Here is a 16,948-nt window from a genome sequence, read left to right as displayed (position 1 = left end):
TACTAGGCTGGGCAGGTGAAGATTGACCTGCATGCGCACTCCAACGTTTCGGACGGCACGGAAGCCCCCGCGGACGTGATGGCCTCCGCTGCCCGGGCTGGCCTTGACGTCGTGGCCCTGACCGACCATGACTCCACGGACGGCTGGGAGGAAGCGTCGCGCGCGGCGCTGGAGCTCGGCGTGGCGCTGGTTCCGGGCATGGAAGTTTCCTGCCGCACGGAGCAGGGCATCAGTGTGCACCTGCTGAGTTACCTGCATGATCCCGCCCATCCCGGGCTGTTGGAGGAAATCACCAAGTCCAAGGACGCACGCCTCACGAGGGCCGAGCGCATGGTGACCCTCCTCGCCGAGGACTACCCGCTGAACTGGGACGATGTCATCCATCATGTGGCGCCGGGCGCCACCCTGGGGCGGCCGCACATCGCGGATGCCCTGGTGGCGGCGGGGGTGGTTTCGGACCGTTCGGAAGCGTTCACGTCCATCCTCACCTCCCGGTCGCGCTACTTTGTCCAGCACTACGCACCCGACCCGGCAGCCGCCGTCGAACTTGTCCGGGCGGCAGGCGGGGTCCCCGTCTTCGCCCATCCGGTGGCGTCCTCGCGCGGACGGATCGTGGGGGAGCGCACCTACCGGGACATGATCGACGCCGGCCTGGCGGGCCTGGAGATCAACCACCGCGACAACCCTGAAGAGGGACGTGAGTTCCTCCGGGGGCTGGCCGCCAGGCACGGACTGCTGATCACGGGGTCCTCCGACTACCACGGCACCGGCAAACCCAACCTGCTGGGGGAGAACCTCACGGCGCCCGACGTCCTGGCCCGCATCGAGGAGCTCGGCACGGGCACCGCCGTCGTCCGCCGTGAGAGCCCCGGTGCCCCGCACCCCAAGTAGGTAGCGCTAAGTGTCGTTTTGACGGTTCAAAACGACACTTACTGCTACCTAGTTGGGCGGGAACGACGTGAACTCGGCGTGGGCACCCAGCCGCTTGGCCATGACCTCTATGGCGGGCTGGTTCTGGTCCACGCACACGAACTTCCGGTCCAGCTTCGCCGCGACGGCGCCGAGTGTTCCGGAGCCGGCGAAGAAGTCCAGGCACCAGTCGCCGGGCCGGCTTGACGCGGCCACCACGCGGCGGATGAGGCCCTCGGGCTTCTGCGTGGGGTAGCCGGTTTTCTCCTTGCCCGTGGGGGAGACGATGGTGTGCCACCAGACGTCAGTGGGCAGCTTCCCGAGTTCCCGCTTGGCAGGCGTCACCAGGCCCGGCGCCATGTACGGCTCCCGGTCCACCTCGGCGCTGTTGAAGTGGTACTTGGACGGGTTCTTGACGTACACGAGGATGTTGTCGTGCTTGGTGGGCCAGCGGTATTTGGCGCGCGCGCCGTAGTCGTAGGCCCAGATGATCTCGTTCAGGAAGCACTCGCGCCCGAAGATGGCGTCCAGCATCACCTTGGCGTAGTGGACTTCCCGGTAATCCAGGTGCAGGTACAGCGTGCCGTCGTCTGCCAGCAGCCGCCACGCCTCCACCAGCCGGGGCTCCAGAAAGGCCCAGTAATCGCTGAACGCGTCATCGTACCGGTGCAGCGCCCCCTTGATGGTGTCGTAGGAGCGCCCCTTGAAGCCCACGCGGTCGCCGTCCCCGTCGGTGTTGAGCACCATCCGGGTTTCCTGGCGGGTCTGGGCCCTGCCCGTGTTGAACGGCGGGTCCACGTAAATGAGTGTGAAGGCGCCGTCCGGCAGCGACGGGAGGAACTCCGCGTTATCCGCGTGTACCACCAGGTTGCTGCCGTCCGGCGCCCAGACAGTGTCAGTCATCGAGGCTGTTAAGCCTCTGCGCTGCCGGGCTTGTCTGCTCCGGCCACTACTTCGCCGTTGCGGCGGCGGGTGCGTGTCCGGCTGCGCCGCGCACGGGGATCCACTTCGCCGGCTGCCGCAGCCGGGGCAGCGGGTTCGGCGGCAGGCCCGGTGGCGGCGGCCGTATCGGACGTACGACGGCGGCGCTCGCCTGAGCGGCTGCCCTCGCCTGAGCGTCCACCTTCGGAGCCGCCGCGGCGGCTGGAGTCGCGCCCGCCGGAACGGCCGGCGTCGCGCCCGCCGTCACGTCCTGCGTCCCGACCGCTGGCGCGGGTGTTCTTCTTGCCGGTTTCGCCCAGGTCCTCCAGGACTTCGGCATCCACGCCGGCGAGGGTGCGCTTGTTGCGGGGCAGCCTGCCCTTGGTGCCTTCGGGGATGTCCAGCTCTGCATACAGGTGCGGGGAGGAGGAATAGGTCTCCACGGGCTCAGGGTAGCTCAGGCCCAGCGCCTTGTTGATCAGGCCCCAGCGCGGCATGTCATCCCAGTCAACGAAGGTCACGGCCGTGCCCTTGTTGCCGGCGCGGCCGGTGCGGCCCACACGGTGGAGGTAGATTTTTTCGTCTTCAACGCACTGGTAGTTGATCACGTGCGTGACGTCATCCACGTCGATGCCGCGTGCGGCGACGTCGGTGGCCACGAGGACGTCCACCTTGTTGTTGCGGAAGGCCCGGAGCGCCTGTTCGCGGGCGCCCTGGCCGAGGTCCCCGTGGATGGCGGCGGCCGCGAAACCGCGGTCCACCAGTTCTTCGGCCACCTTCGCGGCGGTGCGCTTGGTCTTGGTGAAGATGATGGTGCGGCCGCGGCCCCGTGCCTGCAGGATGCGGGCAACAACTTCAACCTTGTCCATGCTGTGGGCACGGTAGATGAGCTGGCGGATGTCGCGCTTGGTGAGGCCTTCGTCTTCGGGGTCGGCCGCGCGGATGTGGGTGGGCTGCGTCATGTAGCGGCGGGCCATGGCGATGACCGGGCCGGGCATGGTGGCAGAGAACAGGAGCGTCTGGCGGACGGCCGGGGTGCCTGCGATCAGGGTTTCCACGTCCGGCAGGAAGCCCAGGTCCAGCATCTCGTCAGCTTCGTCGAGGATGACGATCTTGACGTTCTTCAGGCTCAGGTGCTTCTGCTTGTACAGGTCGATCAGGCGGCCGGGGGTTCCCACCACGATCTCGACGCCCTTCTGCAGGGCTTCCACCTGGGGCTCGTAGGCACGGCCGCCGTAGATGGTGGTGATGCGCGCGTTGCGCTTCAGCGACGCGGTCTGGAGGTCGTTCGCTACCTGGACGGCAAGCTCGCGGGTGGGCACGATGACCAGGGCCTGCGGTGCGCCGGGAACGGCAAGCTTGTCGAAACCGGCATCGTCCGGGCCCACGACGCGCTGCAGCGCCGGGATGCCGAAGCCAAGGGTCTTGCCCGTGCCGGTCTTGGCCTGGCCGATGATGTCATGGCCCGCGAGGGCCACCGGCAAGGTCATGGACTGGATGGGGAACGGGTGGGTGATCCCGGCGTCTGCCAGGGACTCGACGATGTCGGCGCGGACGTTGTAATCGGCGAAGGACTTCTCCGGGATTTCGTGCGGCTTCTCGTCGGAGATGATGGTCTCTTCAGGTTCCAGCGTTTCGGTGCCGGAATCGTCCGTCAGGAGCTGGTGGGTATGCAATTCACTCACAGGTGAGTTTCCTTATTCATTTGGGCGTGGGCGCTGCCTGCTCAACGGGCCGGCCACGTGGCCGCTCCGGAGCACGCTCGGGCGCGCAAGCTAATCCAGTGGAAGCCGATCGCGGGCTATCTAAATGCTGGCACTGGTGACCAGCGGGTCTGTCTCAAGATCGCGTAGGGGCGGGCTTGTTGAATTCAAAATCAAGGAAATCAACGACCGGGCATCCATTTCTACTTCTTCAGTCTAGCCGTACGGATGCCGAAACCCGGCTTTTGGCCCTTCAAGAAGGGGCAGGCTGCTCAAGCCAGGAGTTCGAAGTGGACCGTACGGGTGGTGATGTCGGAGGAGACCAGGCGCACCCGGACCTGCGTGCCGGATTCGAGGTCGCCCGCGCACCGCGCCGTCACGGCCGGCTCGGCGATCTGGATGATGCCTGAGGGACCGTTCCCGTTTTTGCCGTTGCCGTTCTTGCCGCCATTGCCGTTTTTGGCACCGTTCCCGTTCTCTTTCTGCGGCTTGGACCCGGAAATGACAATGGCATCAAATTCCTGGCCGATGTGGTTGACCAGGAGGGCCGCTTCCACGGTGTCCAGGGCCAGGCGCTCCATCCGGCTTGCCAACTGATCGGACGCGGCCATGATTTCCGGGAGGCTGGGCAAGGCTTCCCGCGCCCACTCGGGGACCGGCTTGCCGTTGCTGAGGGCTTCACAGATCACGAGGACAAACCTGTCGATGAGCCGCCGCAGGGGCGCCGTGGTGTGGGCATAGGCGGCGCCAATGGCGGATTGGATGGCGTTCTCGGGAACACTTCCATCAAAAGCCGTGTAGCTTGCGCCGCGGAAGAGCATCCCCGCGGAATAGAGGACGGCCAGTTGCCGGGGCTCGGTGGGGTCCAGGCTGCGAAGGTATTCGCCGTAGCTGATCTTTCCGTCCCACGGCTTGCCGAGTGCCACCGTCTGAAGCCGGAAATGCCGGAGGGAGCGTTCGTCCGGGGCGGGCATGGTCCGCAGGATGCCAACCTTTCCGGCCAGCATCATGTCCGCCGCCGCCATCCCGGTCATCAGCGAAATCTGCGCATTCCAATCCTCCACGGGAAGCTGGGGTGCCGCGGCAATCCGGTAGCCGCCGTCGGGCAGTTGAACGATTTCCTGCTCCGGCATGTTGAGGCTGGCCCCGCCGCGCTGCCGCTCCAGTTCAACCCGTTTGAGCCCCACTTCCTTCAGGAGCTGCAGCACCGGGCCGGCCGTTCCGGCGTCGATCTGGGCCTGGACACCCTTGTAGTCCAGCTTGGCCCGGCTGCGGATCGTGGCCCGCCGCACGGACACACTGTCGACATGGGCGTCGCCGTTGAGGCCGAATTCCCAGACAAACGCCGAGCACAGTTGGTCGGCCAGCAGGCTGCCCGCCTCTTCGCTGATGACCTCGGGGTGCAGCGGAATCCGGCCATCGGGGGCGTAGAACGTCTGACCGCGGCGTCGGGTTTCGGCGTCGAGGCTACCGCCGGGGCGGACGAAGGACGGCACGTCCGCGATGGCGTACAGGACGCGGTAGCCGGCGCTGGCCCGCTCAATGAACAGCGCCTGGTCCAGATCCGTGGACGATGCCGGATCGATGGTCAGGAATTCAACGTCCGTCAGGTCAGTGACCGGCAGCTGATGCGCTGCCACGGCAGCCTCGGCGTCGCGGACTGCTTCGGCCGGGTAGGGCCCGGGCAGTTCCAGCTCAGTCCGCAGTGCACTCAGGGCTGCCGCGAGAGCGTTGGTCTTCTCGTGGACGTTGGGAGCCAACCGATGATGGGACACAAAAGTCAGATTAGCCCGATTTCCGGGGATCGTGCACGCTCCGCCCCGCCGTGCGCCGGATTCCCGGAACCGGCCGGCTGATTCTGCGGAACCGGCAGGGAAATCTCAGGCGGTACCGGCATCCAGGGCGGCCAGGAGGGCCCTGGCAGCGGCAGCGGGATCAGCCGCCTCCGTGATGGCGCGGACCACAACGATCCTGCTGGCACCGGCCGCCACCACCTGTTCTACGTTCGTCAGGTCAATCCCGCCGATCGCGAACCACGGCACGGCACCCGGACCGGCCGCATCACCCGCGTCACCGGCATCACCGGCGTGGGCGGCGGCCTTGACCGCGTCTGCGGCGTAACGTACCAGGTCAAGGCCAACGGCGGCACGACCGGGTTTGGTGGGGGTGGCCCACACCGGTCCCACGCAGAAATAGTCAAGGCCGTCGTCGCCGGCCACCGAGGACGACAAGCGGATGGCGCCTTCCACCTGCTCAGTGGTGTGGGTGGAAAGCCCCACCACGGCGCCGGGCCCCAGCAGCGTGCGGGCGGAGGCCACGGGCAGGTCTTGCTGGCCAATGTGGAACACCGGGGCGCCCGAGAGCATGGCGATGTCGGCGCGGTCATTCACTGCCCAGAGCCGTCCATGCCGGGCGGCGGCCGCCTGAAGGACTGCCAGCAGGTCCAACTCCTCGGCGGCCTCGATGTCCTTGTCGCGGAGTTGGATGATGTCCACGCCGCCGGCGAACGCGGCGTCCACAAAATCGGCAAAGTCCCCGCGGTCCCGGCGCGCATCGGTGCACAAGTACAACCTGGCGCCGCGGGGCAATCCGCGGGACTCCTGGGCAGTGGGGCTGGGGAGGGCGCTGGGGCTGGAGGACACGTTCATGGAAACCACCATAGTTCCCCTAAACTGGGCGAGTACTGCGGGAGCCCGTTACAGCCGTCACAAAGCGGCCGGGCTGAGAGGGCGTCAGAGCCGACCGCTTGACCTGATCCGGCTAGTACCGGCGTAGGGAAGGAAACACATGGTCCCCCCATCCGGCGGCGCGTCCGCCAGCACATCCCATCCTGCCGTGGGCAGCTACATGAACGGGCCCGCCGTCCTGCACGCGGACGTGGCGGTGATCGGTGGCGGCGTCATCGGCCACAGCATCGCGTGGGAGGCGCGGGCCTCCGGCCGTTCCGCAGTGCTGATCGACGACCAACCAGGCTCCGGGGCCAGTTGGGCGGCCGCCGGCATGCTCGCCCCCGTCAGTGAGCTGCACTACCAGGAGGAAAGCCTCCTGGAGCTGATGCTCGAGTCCTCGCGTCTCTGGCCTGACTTCGCGGCAAACCTCGGCCGGGCCGGGGCGGGGGACTTTGGCTACCTGACGACGCCGACCCTCGCCGTGGGTGCCGACGCCGCGGACCGTCGGGCGCTGATGGACCTCCGGGCCGTCCAGGAGGCCAACGGACTGCTCGTCGAGCCGCTGACGGTGCGCGACGCGAGGGCAAAGGAACCACTTCTCAGTCCCGCGATTTCGTGTGCCCTGGACATTCCCGCGGACCATCAGGTGGACCCGCGCAGGCTGATCGCCTCGCTCCGGACAGTGCTGGCCGGCCACCAACCGGGCGCCGGGACCTTCGTGGACGGCGCCGTCAACGGTTTCGCGGTCGGTTCCCGGGCCACCGGACTCCTCTGGGAGGGGGACCGGGTTCGGGGCGTGGAACTGGCCAATGGCGGAACGGTCCGGGCGGGGGAGACGATCGTAGCCAACGGCCTTCAGGCCGCTGCCCTGGAGGGCCTGCCGGCCGGGGTGCAGCTGCCCCTGAGGCCCGTATTCGGCGACATACTGCGCCTGCGCGTTCCACAGCACCTGCGTCCATTAGTGACCTCCACGGTACGGGGCCTGGTCCACGGAGTACCCGTATACATCGTCCCCCGCCAGGACGGCACAGTGGTGATCGGTGCAACACAGCGGGAGGACGCACTGCCGGAAGCCGGAGATACTGCCGCGCCAGGAACGGCCGTCTCTGCAGGCGGCGTTTACCAACTGCTGCGTGACGCGCAGGTCCTGGTACCCGCCGTCGCCGAGCTGGAGCTCATCGAGTGCACCGCGCGGGCGCGTCCTGCAACACCGGACAACGCACCGCTGCTCGGCCGGGTCTCCGTTCCCGACGGCGGACACGTGCGGGGGCTGATTATTGCCACCGGTTTCTACCGGCACGGAGTGTTGCTGGCCCCGGCGGCGGCAGCCATCTGCCGGGAACTGCTGGATGGCCGGATCGATCCGCACCGGGCCGCCCTGGACCCGGCAAGGTTTAGCGGCCGGCACCATGAAACCCTTCAACCCACAAAGGAAACAGCATGAATATCACCCTCAACGGCGCGCCGCATGCCGTGCCCCGGGAAGCGTCCATCACCACACTCGTCACACAGATCACGGGCCGCACGATCGCGGCCAACGGCCAGGCCACGGACGGGCAGAAACTTGGCGTCGCCATTGCCCGCAACTCGGAAGTGGTGCCCCGCAGCCAGTGGTCCGCCACAGCGCTCGCGGACGGGGACACCATCGAACTGGTCACCGCAGTTCAGGGAGGCTAAGACCATGACAGATACAAGCACCACCGCCATCTCGCCGGACACCGACAAACTTGTCATCGACGGCGTCGAACTCGGCTCCCGCCTCATCATGGGCACCGGGGGCGCTCCCAGCCTGGACGGCCTGGGAGCCGCACTCCTGTCATCGGGAACGGAGCTCACCACCGTTGCCATGCGGCGGTATTCGCCTGCCGAGTCCGGGTCCCTCTTCCAGCTCCTCGTGGACCATGGAATCCGGGTACTGCCCAACACCGCCGGCTGCTTCACCGCGCGGGACGCCGTCATGACAGCTGAGCTGGCCCGCGAAGCCCTGGAAACGGACTGGGTGAAACTCGAGGTCATCGCGGACGAGCAGACGTTGCTGCCGGACGCCGTCGAGCTCGTTGACGCCACCGAACAGCTGGTGAACCGGGGCTTCAAGGTGTTCGCTTACACCAACGATGATCCCGTGCTGGCCCTGCGCCTTGAGAACCTGGGCGCCACCGCGGTGATGCCGCTCGGGGCGCCGATCGGGACGGGTCTGGGAATCCTCAATCCGCACAACATCGAACTGATCGTCTCGCGCGCTTCGGTGCCTGTGGTGCTCGACGCCGGAATCGGGACGGCATCCGATGCTGCGCTGGCCATGGAGCTGGGCTGTGACGCCGTCCTCCTTGCCACGGCCGTGACCCGGGCCCAGAACCCGGCGCTCATGGGGGAGGCCTTCAAACACGCCGTGATCGCCGGTAGGCTGGCGAAAGCGGCCGGCAGGATACCGCGCCGCGAGCACGCCCTGGCGTCATCGGCGATGGAAAACCGGGCCGAGTTCCTCTAAGTCCGGCACCGCAGGCCGGCCGCCGGCGCGGGCCCACGGAACAAGCCCAGGAGTCCGCTGTGGAAGGAACCCAAGACGTCCTCACCCGGGAAAAGCTTGATGCCGCCCTGGCCGTGCTGCCCGACTGGCGGTACCGGCTGGGCGGGCTCGTCACGGTCTATAAAGCGCCGACGGCGGCTGCCGCACTTGAGCTGATTGCCGCCGTCGGGCGTTTCGCAGAAGAACAGAACCACCATCCCGACCTCGACTGGCGCTACAACAGGGTGTTCATCCGCTATACCTCACACGATGCCGGCAGCGAGGTCACGGAGCGGGACACGGCGGCGGCCGCCGCTGCCAGCGAAGCCGCCGCCCGGGCGGGGGCAATTGCGCAGCCGGGGCTGTTCAGGACGGTGGAGTTGGGCATCGACACCGCGGACCCGGCAGAAATTGCCGAGGTCTGGAGGGTGGCGTTGGGGTACAAAAAAGGCCCCGGCGGCGACCTGGTGGACCCGTACGGCCGGGGGCCGTCCATCTGGTTCCAGGAAACGGCGACACCCAACAGCAGCAGGCTCCACGTTGACGTGCACTGGAGCCTGGCTGAATCGGGTCCGGTGCTGGAGAAGACCGCGGCCACGGGGGCCGTCATGAATCATGACCACGCACCCGACTGGGTGGTGGTTACGGACGCCCAGGGAAACCGGCTGTGCCTTTGCACGGAGGCCGGTCACCGGCCTGAGGCGTCTGCTGGTCCCTGAGGGACTGCCTGGCTAGGATTCCTCCAGCTTGCCTACAGCTTCAGGGCTTTGGTGAGCCGCTGGATGTCGTGCCGTTCGCGGGTCCGCCCCAGGTAGATGACAGCCCCGACAGCCGCCGCGGCGCCCAGGGCCATGGGCAGGATCCAGGGGATCCAGGTGAGGCCGGGCAGGTAGCCGAAGCCTGCCGCGATAAAGACGATCCAGCTGAGCGCACCCACAGTGACGGCCACGCCGGCGGGCAAAGCCATCCCGTACCTGGTATGGCGTTTGTCATTTGCCCAGACAATGAAGCCGGCGGCGGCGGTGACCAGGACAACGATGGTCAGCGAAAGCATGGGATCTCCCTCGGAATGAGTCGGGCCACCGCCAAGAGGTGGTGGCCCGACTGGGTGCTAAAACTCGTGGCTTAGAACTGGCCGAAGCCCACCTTGCGTGCTTCCTCGGCGCCGATCTCGACGTAACCCAGCGCGTTCCCCGGAACGATGATGATGCGTCCCTTGTCATCCTTGAGGCGAAGCTCGGTGCCCTTGGTGATGGCTTCTTCAACGACCGTAGCTACAGCGTCAGCGTCCTGTGCTGATTCGAGCACGATTTCGCGGCCAATGTTCTGAATGCCGATCTTAATTTCCAAAAGGGGGCCTCCCAGCCAATCAAAAGTTTCTTCGGGTCTCTTATTTGTAGTCTAGGTCTCTTTGGGAAAGCGCGAGATTCCGCGCCAAGCTAAACGATAAATGAGGTCGCTGGCCACATCGAGGTCCAGATTACCGTCTGTTTCAAGCCAGTAGCGCGCGCTGACCTGCGCCATTCCGGCCAGCCCGCGTCCCAGCAGCTGCGCCTCCAGATGCGGAAGTTTGGTGTCCTCCGCAATCACGCGGGCGACGGCGTCCGCAAAGGTTTTGTTGAAAGTCTCCAGCCGCGAGCTGACATCGGGATCATTGATGAGGTCCGATTCGAAGACGAGGCGGTGAGCCTGATCGTCGCTGGCAATAAAGCGGTAATAGGCCCGCATCACTGCCTGCACACGTTCGTCATTGTCCGTGGTGGAGTTCAGGGCGCCCAGCATCAGGTCCGTCAGGGACGTCAGGTGGGTGTCCAGCAATGCAAGGTAGAGCTCGCGTTTGGACGGAAAGTGCTGATACAGCACAGGTTTGCTCACATGGGCGGTCTCGGCGATCTCATCCATGGCGGCACCGTGGTAACCGTTGGCGACGAAGACCTCCTGCGCTGCCGCGAGGAGCTGCGCCCGCCGCTCGTCCCTCGGAAGCCGCGCAGACCGCTGGCCCCCGGTGCGTTGAGGTACGGGCGGTTCCCCGTTTGACGCCCGGTCAGCCTGTGCTTCATGCGCCACAGTGAGCCCTACTTTCCCTTGCCGTTACTTACACAATACTGCGCGGTAATATGACCAGGCGGTATCTTCCGGCATAGATTGAAGTATGGCTTCGACTTTGACCGCAAATGACTCGTCTGTATCGCTTATGCCGCTGGTGGAGCCCGCCGCGGAGCTGACGCCTGCCGAGGTGGAACGGTACTCGCGGCACCTCATCATCCCGGAAATAGGTTCGGTGGGGCAGCGGCGACTGAAGAACGCCAAAGTGCTGGTTATCGGTGCCGGCGGACTGGGCTCACCGGCCCTGCTGTATCTGGCGGCCGCGGGGGTGGGAACCCTGGGAATCATCGACGACGACGCCGTTGACCTGAGCAACCTGCAGCGGCAGGTGATCCACGGCGTCGCCGATGTGGGGCGGCCGAAGATCGAATCCGCCCGCGACGCCGTCGCCGCGCTGAACCCGCTGGTGGACGTGCGGCTCCATAACGTCCGGCTCGACGCCTCCAACGCCCTGGAATTCTTCGCCGACTATGACCTGATCCTGGACGGTGCGGACAACTTCGCCACCCGCTACCTGGTCAACGATGCCGCGGCGATTCTTGGCAAACCCTACGTGTGGGGGTCCATCTTCCGCTTTGACGGCCAGGTCAGCGTCTTCTGGGAGAAGCACGGCCCCACGTACCGCGACCTGTACCCTGAGGCCCCGCCCGCCGGGTCCGTGCCATCGTGCGGTGAGGGCGGCGTCTTCGGCATGCTCTGCGCCGCCGTGGGGTCCCTCATGGTGACGGAGGCAGTCAAACTGATTACCGGCGTCGGGCGTTCCCTGCTTGGCCGGGTGGCACTCTTCGATGCGCTGGGCGGCAGCTGGCGGGAGATCCGCGTGTCCAAGGATCCCGCCGCTGAGCCCATCACCGAACTGACCGACTATGAGGCCTTCTGCGGAATCACGCCGGCCGTTTCCGCAGACACGGAGCACACGGTCACGGCCACCCAGCTGGCCACCATGCTGGCTTCGCGCAAGGCGGGGCTGAAGGACTTCGAACTGGTGGACGTCAGGGAAACCGGCGAACACGACATTGTCCGTATCGACGGCTCCGTGCTGATTCCGCAGGGCAGGATCCTTGCGGGCGAGGCCTGGGCGGAACTGCCGCAGGACAAGGACATTGTGTTCCATTGCAAGGCGGGGACCAGGTCAGCGAACGTCCTGGCGGCTGCACGGAAGGCGGGGTACCAGCGGGTCAGCCATCTCGACGGCGGGATCCTGGCGTGGGTGCGGGACGTGGAGCCGGAAAAGCCCGTGTACTGAGCACCCCCTCGCAACGCTCTCTCACTTAATGTCGTTTAAACGACGACGCTCTCTCACTTTCTTCAAGAAAGTGAGAGAGCGTCGGTCTGAAAGCCGCATTAAGTGAGAGAGCGTTGCCCTGGGTCAGGCGGTTGCCGTGCCCGGCCGGGCGCTGCCTGCGTGGTCCACGGGGCACTCGGCCTGGGCCGCCGCGGCGGGCTGCTCCACGGTGATGCCGTAGAGGGTTTCCAGAGCCGACACGTAGTCGTCCTGCTGGCCGTTCGCCGCCAGCTCGCGGGCGCGGACCGTGGGAACGTGCAGAAGCTGCTTGACCATGCGGCGGAGCGCGAACTCCACTTCCTCGGCGGCGGCTGTGCAGCCGTGCCGGGCGCGGACCCGCTCCATCTCGGCATCAAGGACGTTCATGGTGTGCCGGCGCAGAGCAACGATGGCAGAGTCCACGGAGCGTGCTTCGCGTTCCTGTTCGAACGCCTGGGCGGCGCCGGACACGATGCTGCTGGCCTGACTCAAGGATTCGGCCTGTTCCTGCGGAGCGGCCAGGCGGACGGATTCCAGCGTGAGCAGTTCGACGCCGTCCAGTTGGCCCACTTCGGGGTCAAAGTCGTGGGTAAGGGCAAGGTCGATCGCGATCAGCGGCTGGGCGGACCCGGCACGGACCTGGGCCAGTTCAGCGGCCTCAACGCGGGTGTCCGAGCCGCTGCAACCGATCATCACATCGGCTGCGGCCACAGCGGACGGGAGCGTCTCCGCGTCCAGTGCTGTTCCGCCGCGGCTGGCGACGAAGGCTTCGGCGCGGCCTGATGAGGAGAAGACGGAGATGTTGGTGCAGCCGCGTTCGCGCAGGAGAGCCATGGTGGCGCCGGCGTAGGCACCCGTGCCGAACAGGACGACTTCTTTACCGGCCCAGTCGGGGTTCTCGGACAAATCGGTGGCAAGGTCCAGGGCCACGGAGACGATGGACAGGCCCCGTGATCCGAGGGCCGTCTGCGCGCCGACATCCTTGGCAGTTTTGGATGCGGCCTGGAACAGCCGGACCAGGCCGGCGCTGGCCGTGCCTCCGTGCTGGGCGTTGATGAGGGCTCTGCGGACCTGCCCGGCGATTTCACGCTCTCCGACGACGGCGGAATCGAGGCCCGCGCTGACTGCGAAGAGGTGCTGGCTGACTTCCGGGCCGGTGCGGGTGCTGAAGGAGCGGGACACCAGCTGTTCGTTGAGTCCGCTCAGTTCGCTGATCTCGGACACCAGGGCCGCCCTGGCGGCTTCAACGTCATCGGCGTTGGGGGCTTCACCGTAGATTTCATACCGGTTGCAGGTGGCAAGCACCACCGCACCCTTCACTGCCGGCGATCCGGAGAGTGCGGATGTTGCGATCTCTGAAGCACCGCTGCTCAGTTGAGCAACGGTCTCAAGATCGATGTCGGCGTGTGTAGCCACCAATGAGAAAAGAACCACAGCAGACCCATCATAGCTTTTTCGTGGTGCTGTAGAACAACCCGGGGGCGCAGTTCCCGGGCGTCCTGCCCGTGATTCCTGCCACGCTGCGGTGAATCCGCCCGCATGTGACAGATTGTGCGTTATCTTTTAGGCCCGTTTTTGGGCACAATCAAAGGCATGACTTCCAGCTCCGTCGCGTCAAACACCGCGTCCAATGCCCCGTCTCACGGTGGCGCCCTTGCCGACAGCCACCCGCTGATGGATGGCCGCACGGCCGATTCGCCGCTGATCACCGCCTACCGGGGCGGCAAGCCATCGCGGCGCCCCGTGTGGTTCATGCGCCAGGCCGGCCGCTCCCTTCCGGAATACCTGAAGGTTCGCGAAGGCGTGGCAATGCTCGATTCGTGCCTGCGGCCGGAACTCGCCTCCGAGATCACCCTGCAGCCCGTGCGGCGCCACGACGTGGACGCGGCCATTTTCTTCTCCGACATTGTCATCCCGCTGAAGCTCGCCGGCATCGGAGTGGACATTGTTCCCGGTGTGGGCCCGGTGCTGGACAAGCCGGTCCGCACGGCGGCCGACGTGGCAGCCCTGCCGCAGCTGACCTGGGAAGCGTTGGAGCCCATCCGCGAAGCGGTCCGCCTGACCGTGGCTGAACTGGGCAAAACTCCTCTGATCGGGTTCGCCGGCGCACCGTTCACGCTCGCCGCCTACATGGTTGAAGGCAAGCCCTCCCGGGACCACCTGGGCCCGCGGACCATGATGCACGCGGACCCGGAAACCTGGGCCGCGCTGGCCAATTGGGCGGCCGACGCCTCCGGACTCTTCCTCCGGGCGCAGCTCGAGGCCGGCGCCTCCGCCGCCCAGCTGTTCGACTCCTGGGCAGGGTCGCTGGGTCTGGCTGATTACACCAAACACGTGGCGCCGGCATCTGCCAGGGCCCTGGACCACGTCCGCCACCTGGGCGCACCCCTGATTCACTTCGGCACCGGCACGTCCGAACTGCTGGTGGCCATGCGTGACGTCGGCGTGGATGTGGTGGGCGTTGACTACCGCCTTCCTCTTGACGAAGCGAACCGCCGCCTCGGCGGAACCGTGCCGCTGCAGGGAAACATTGATCCCGCGCTGCTGTCTGCCCCGTGGGAAGTCCTCGAAGCCCACGTGCGGGAGGTCATCGCAGCCGGCTCCTCGGCCCCCGGCCACGTCCTCAACCTCGGCCACGGCGTGCCGCCCGAAACCGACGCCACGGTCCTCACCCGGGTGGTCGAACTCATTCACTCAATCTCCCCGGAGTAGGCAGGTGGGCAGCTCCTTGACGCCCGCCAGGACCGCCATCGTCCTGGGCGGCGGAGTCTCCGGCCTGTTGGCCGCGCGGGAGTTGGCCGCTGCAGGCCACGCCGTGACGGTCCTGGAAGCGGCAGACACCTGGGGTGGCTGCGTGGGCAGCCACGTGGTGGCTGGCCTGACCCTGGACAGCGGCGCGGAATCGTTCGCCACCCGCTCCACCGCGGTGGCTGACCTCGCCGCTGAGCTTGGGCTTGCCGGCCGGATTGTTGCGCCGCGCCCCGGCGGCGCATGGGTGCAGCTTCCCGACGGCCCCCGCGAACTGCCCAAGACCGGGGTCCTGGGCATTCCCGCCAACCCGTGGGACCCGGAGGTCCGGCGTTCCCTTGGCCTGGCGGGCTCCCTGCGGGCGTCCCTGGACAAGTACCTGCCGGCCAGGTTCGGTGCCGCCGCGGAGGTCACCAGCGTTTCGGCCCTGGTACGGGCACGGATGGGCCGCCGTGTGCTGGAGCGGCTCGTTGCCCCCGTGGTGGGGGGCGTGCACTCGGCGGATCCGGGGCTCCTCGATGTGGACATGGTGGCGCCGGGACTGCGCGCCGGGATCAAGGCCCACGGTTCCCTGGCAGCCGCGGTGGCTGCCCAGCGCCGCAATGCCGGCGGACCTTCCGCGGCGAAGGCAGGTTCCGCCGTCGCCGGTCTCGAATACGGAATGCACACCCTGGTCACGGCGCTGCTGAGCGACCTCCAGCAGCGTGGCGTTACCCTGCTCAGCGGCCACCCTGCCGCTGCAGTGGCGCGGACAGCAGGCGGCTGGCGCGTCACCGCCGGTGAGGAAGCGTACGACGGCGGCCTGCTGGTGGTGGCGCTTCCGGGCCCCGACGCCGTCGGGCTGCTTCAGGCGGCGGTCCCGGCCCTGGCAGGCAGGAGCCCGGAGCACGGGCCCGACGTCCGCCTTGTGACGCTGGTGGTGGACCTGCCCGAACTCGACCGCAGGCCGCGCGGCACGGGCGTCCTGGTAGCACCGCAGACCCCCGGCATCGAGGCCAAGGCACTGACCCACGCCACCGCGAAGTGGGACTGGCTGGCCGCTGCGGCCGGACCCGGTACCCACGTGCTTCGGCTCTCGTACGGGCGGCTGGAGCGTGCCGGCGACGGCACTGCCCCGGCAGACGCCACGCTGGATGCTGCCGCGCCGGCCACAGACCGGGATCTCCTGGCTACCGCGCTGCGGGATGCCTCCGCTCTTCTGGATGTGCCCGTGCAGGACAAGGACGTGGTTGGCTGGGACGTGGTGAGCTGGCAGGGAGCCCTGCCCTTCGCGGCCGTTGGCCACAAGGCGCGGGTGGCCGAGATCCGCAGTATCTGCTCGGCGGAAGAGGGGCTGGGCATTGTCGGAGGCTGGGTTGCCGGTAACGGACTCGCCGCTGTTGTGTTCGACACACGCAAAGAAGTCCGCGTGCTGGCTGGCTGACCATCGCTCCTGCTCAGCGGATTGCCGGCCCGGAGATAGCGCACCGAGGGCCAGAATATGGGTTTCCGCTCCGTCCGATCCGGTGACTAGGGTCGATACCTATGGTGATTTACAGGTCTCAGCTTTCCAGTTCCAGGACCGGTATCCATGGGGGACTTCGACGTGGCGCGGCGGGAGCTGCCCTCGGAGCGATACTGGTGTTTTCCGGCGGCATTCCGGCCTCGCAGGCGGCTGACGGCGCCGTTGCCGACGGCCAGAGTTCGCCGGGCAAATCCGCCCAGGCCAAGGGGCCGAAAGACGAGTCGGTGCTCGGCGGTGTGCTGAAGGACCTCCGGGGCGGTCCGGCAGGCCGTTCCCACGACCGCCCGTCGCCATCCGGACCACCGGTTTCCCCGAGCCCGGTCCCCAGCCCGGCACCCGCCCCCATCCCCACGGCACCCGCCGGCCCGGCACCCACGGCACCCGCCCGCCCCGCACCCGCCGACCCGGCCCGGCCATCGGACCCGGCCACCCAACCCCCGGCTCCCACTCCTGGGGCTCCCGGGCCGACGTCGCCCACGTCTCCCACCTCGCCGCCGGCTGTTCCACCAGCCGTTCCCGCACCAGGCGCCCCGTCCTCAGGCGCCCCGTCCACAGGCGCTGCTTCCCCAGGGGCTGCTTCCGCAGGGGCTGACGGGGCGCCGTCGGCCCCATCTTCAA

At 67.3% G+C, this 16,948-nt stretch carries 16 protein-coding genes and 1 riboswitch; of the genes, 8 read left to right on the top strand and 8 right to left on the bottom strand.

Annotation, left to right across the window (positions count from 1 at the left end; all coding sequences use genetic code 11):
• Positions 1–15: 15 nt before the first annotated feature.
• Entirely contained in the window at positions 16–891 is an 876-nt protein-coding gene (locus tag SBP01_RS12995; RefSeq protein ID WP_320536040.1) for a PHP domain-containing protein, read from the top strand.
• Between the two features lie 48 nt (positions 892–939).
• Here the strand turns inward: SBP01_RS12995 and SBP01_RS12990 are convergent, their stop codons facing one another.
• The 4 genes from SBP01_RS12990 to SBP01_RS12975 form a co-directional block, all read right to left on the bottom strand.
• A complete protein-coding gene (locus SBP01_RS12990; RefSeq protein ID WP_275212387.1) occupies positions 940–1,812 on the bottom strand; it encodes a DNA-methyltransferase in 873 nt (290 codons plus the stop codon).
• 8 nt (positions 1,813–1,820) lie between these two features.
• Positions 1,821–3,515 (bottom strand): DEAD/DEAH box helicase, encoded by a 1,695-nt coding sequence (locus tag SBP01_RS12985; protein WP_320536039.1) that lies wholly within the window; start codon positions 3,513–3,515, stop codon positions 1,821–1,823.
• A gap of 290 nt (positions 3,516–3,805) precedes the next feature.
• Complete coding sequence (locus SBP01_RS12980; protein ID WP_320536038.1) at positions 3,806–5,308, bottom strand: RNB domain-containing ribonuclease; 1,503 nt, start codon at positions 5,306–5,308, stop codon at positions 3,806–3,808.
• Positions 5,309–5,413: 105 nt separating this feature from the next.
• Complete coding sequence (locus SBP01_RS12975; RefSeq protein WP_320536037.1) at positions 5,414–6,181, bottom strand: thiamine phosphate synthase; 768 nt, start codon at positions 6,179–6,181, stop codon at positions 5,414–5,416.
• 27 nt (positions 6,182–6,208) lie between these two features.
• Positions 6,209–6,328, top strand: a riboswitch (TPP riboswitch).
• A 52-nt stretch (positions 6,329–6,380) separates the two neighbouring features.
• Here SBP01_RS12975 and thiO point away from each other — a divergent pair.
• Genes thiO through SBP01_RS12955 form a run of 4 tightly spaced genes read left to right on the top strand, consistent with a single transcriptional unit; the run spans position 6,381 to position 9,427 of the window.
• The gene (gene thiO, locus SBP01_RS12970) at positions 6,381–7,646 is read left to right on the top strand and encodes a glycine oxidase ThiO (protein ID WP_320538346.1); all 1,266 of its coding nucleotides are present in this window, start codon (positions 6,381–6,383) and stop codon (positions 7,644–7,646) included.
• Entirely contained in the window at positions 7,643–7,879 is a 237-nt protein-coding gene (gene thiS, locus SBP01_RS12965) for a sulfur carrier protein ThiS (RefSeq protein WP_275212391.1), read from the top strand. The genes thiO and thiS overlap by 4 nt, the downstream gene beginning before the upstream one ends.
• 4 nt (positions 7,880–7,883) lie before the next feature.
• On the top strand, positions 7,884–8,690 hold the full coding sequence (locus SBP01_RS12960; RefSeq protein WP_275212392.1) for a thiazole synthase: 807 nt from the start codon (positions 7,884–7,886) through the stop codon (positions 8,688–8,690).
• A 59-nt stretch (positions 8,691–8,749) separates the two neighbouring features.
• A complete protein-coding gene (locus SBP01_RS12955) occupies positions 8,750–9,427 on the top strand; it encodes a 4a-hydroxytetrahydrobiopterin dehydratase (protein WP_320536036.1) in 678 nt (225 codons plus the stop codon).
• A gap of 32 nt (positions 9,428–9,459) precedes the next feature.
• On the opposite strand, the gene SBP01_RS12950 is transcribed toward SBP01_RS12955, so the two are convergent.
• From SBP01_RS12950 to SBP01_RS12940, 3 genes are all read right to left on the bottom strand, one after another.
• Positions 9,460–9,762 (bottom strand): hypothetical protein, encoded by a 303-nt coding sequence (locus SBP01_RS12950; RefSeq protein WP_320536035.1) that lies wholly within the window; start codon positions 9,760–9,762, stop codon positions 9,460–9,462.
• Positions 9,763–9,833: 71 nt separating this feature from the next.
• Entirely contained in the window at positions 9,834–10,058 is a 225-nt protein-coding gene (locus SBP01_RS12945) for a DUF3107 domain-containing protein (protein WP_056343932.1), read from the bottom strand.
• A gap of 51 nt (positions 10,059–10,109) precedes the next feature.
• A complete protein-coding gene (locus SBP01_RS12940; protein ID WP_320536034.1) occupies positions 10,110–10,775 on the bottom strand; it encodes a TetR/AcrR family transcriptional regulator in 666 nt (221 codons plus the stop codon).
• A gap of 85 nt (positions 10,776–10,860) precedes the next feature.
• Here SBP01_RS12940 and moeB point away from each other — a divergent pair, with 85 nt between their 5' ends.
• Complete coding sequence (gene moeB, locus SBP01_RS12935) at positions 10,861–12,060, top strand: molybdopterin-synthase adenylyltransferase MoeB (protein ID WP_320536033.1); 1,200 nt, start codon at positions 10,861–10,863, stop codon at positions 12,058–12,060.
• A 123-nt stretch (positions 12,061–12,183) separates the two neighbouring features.
• Here the strand turns inward: moeB and SBP01_RS12930 are convergent, their stop codons facing one another.
• Positions 12,184–13,512, bottom strand: coding sequence for a glutamyl-tRNA reductase (locus SBP01_RS12930; protein WP_320536032.1), 1,329 nt, complete (start codon positions 13,510–13,512; stop codon positions 12,184–12,186).
• Between the two features lie 159 nt (positions 13,513–13,671).
• Here SBP01_RS12930 and hemE point away from each other — a divergent pair, with 159 nt between their 5' ends.
• On the top strand, positions 13,672–14,790 hold the full coding sequence (gene hemE / locus SBP01_RS12925) for a uroporphyrinogen decarboxylase (RefSeq protein WP_275212398.1): 1,119 nt from the start codon (positions 13,672–13,674) through the stop codon (positions 14,788–14,790).
• Between the two features lie 4 nt (positions 14,791–14,794).
• Entirely contained in the window at positions 14,795–16,249 is a 1,455-nt protein-coding gene (locus tag SBP01_RS12920) for a protoporphyrinogen/coproporphyrinogen oxidase (protein WP_320536031.1), read from the top strand.
• Positions 16,250–16,948: the final 699 nt, after the last annotated feature.

This window comes from Pseudarthrobacter sp. IC2-21, assembly GCF_034048115.1.
GTDB classification, from domain to species: Bacteria; Actinomycetota; Actinomycetes; order Actinomycetales; family Micrococcaceae; genus Arthrobacter; species Arthrobacter naphthalenicus.
The sequence above is the reverse complement of the archived record's forward strand: the minus strand, read 5'-3'. Positions and strand labels throughout refer to the sequence as shown.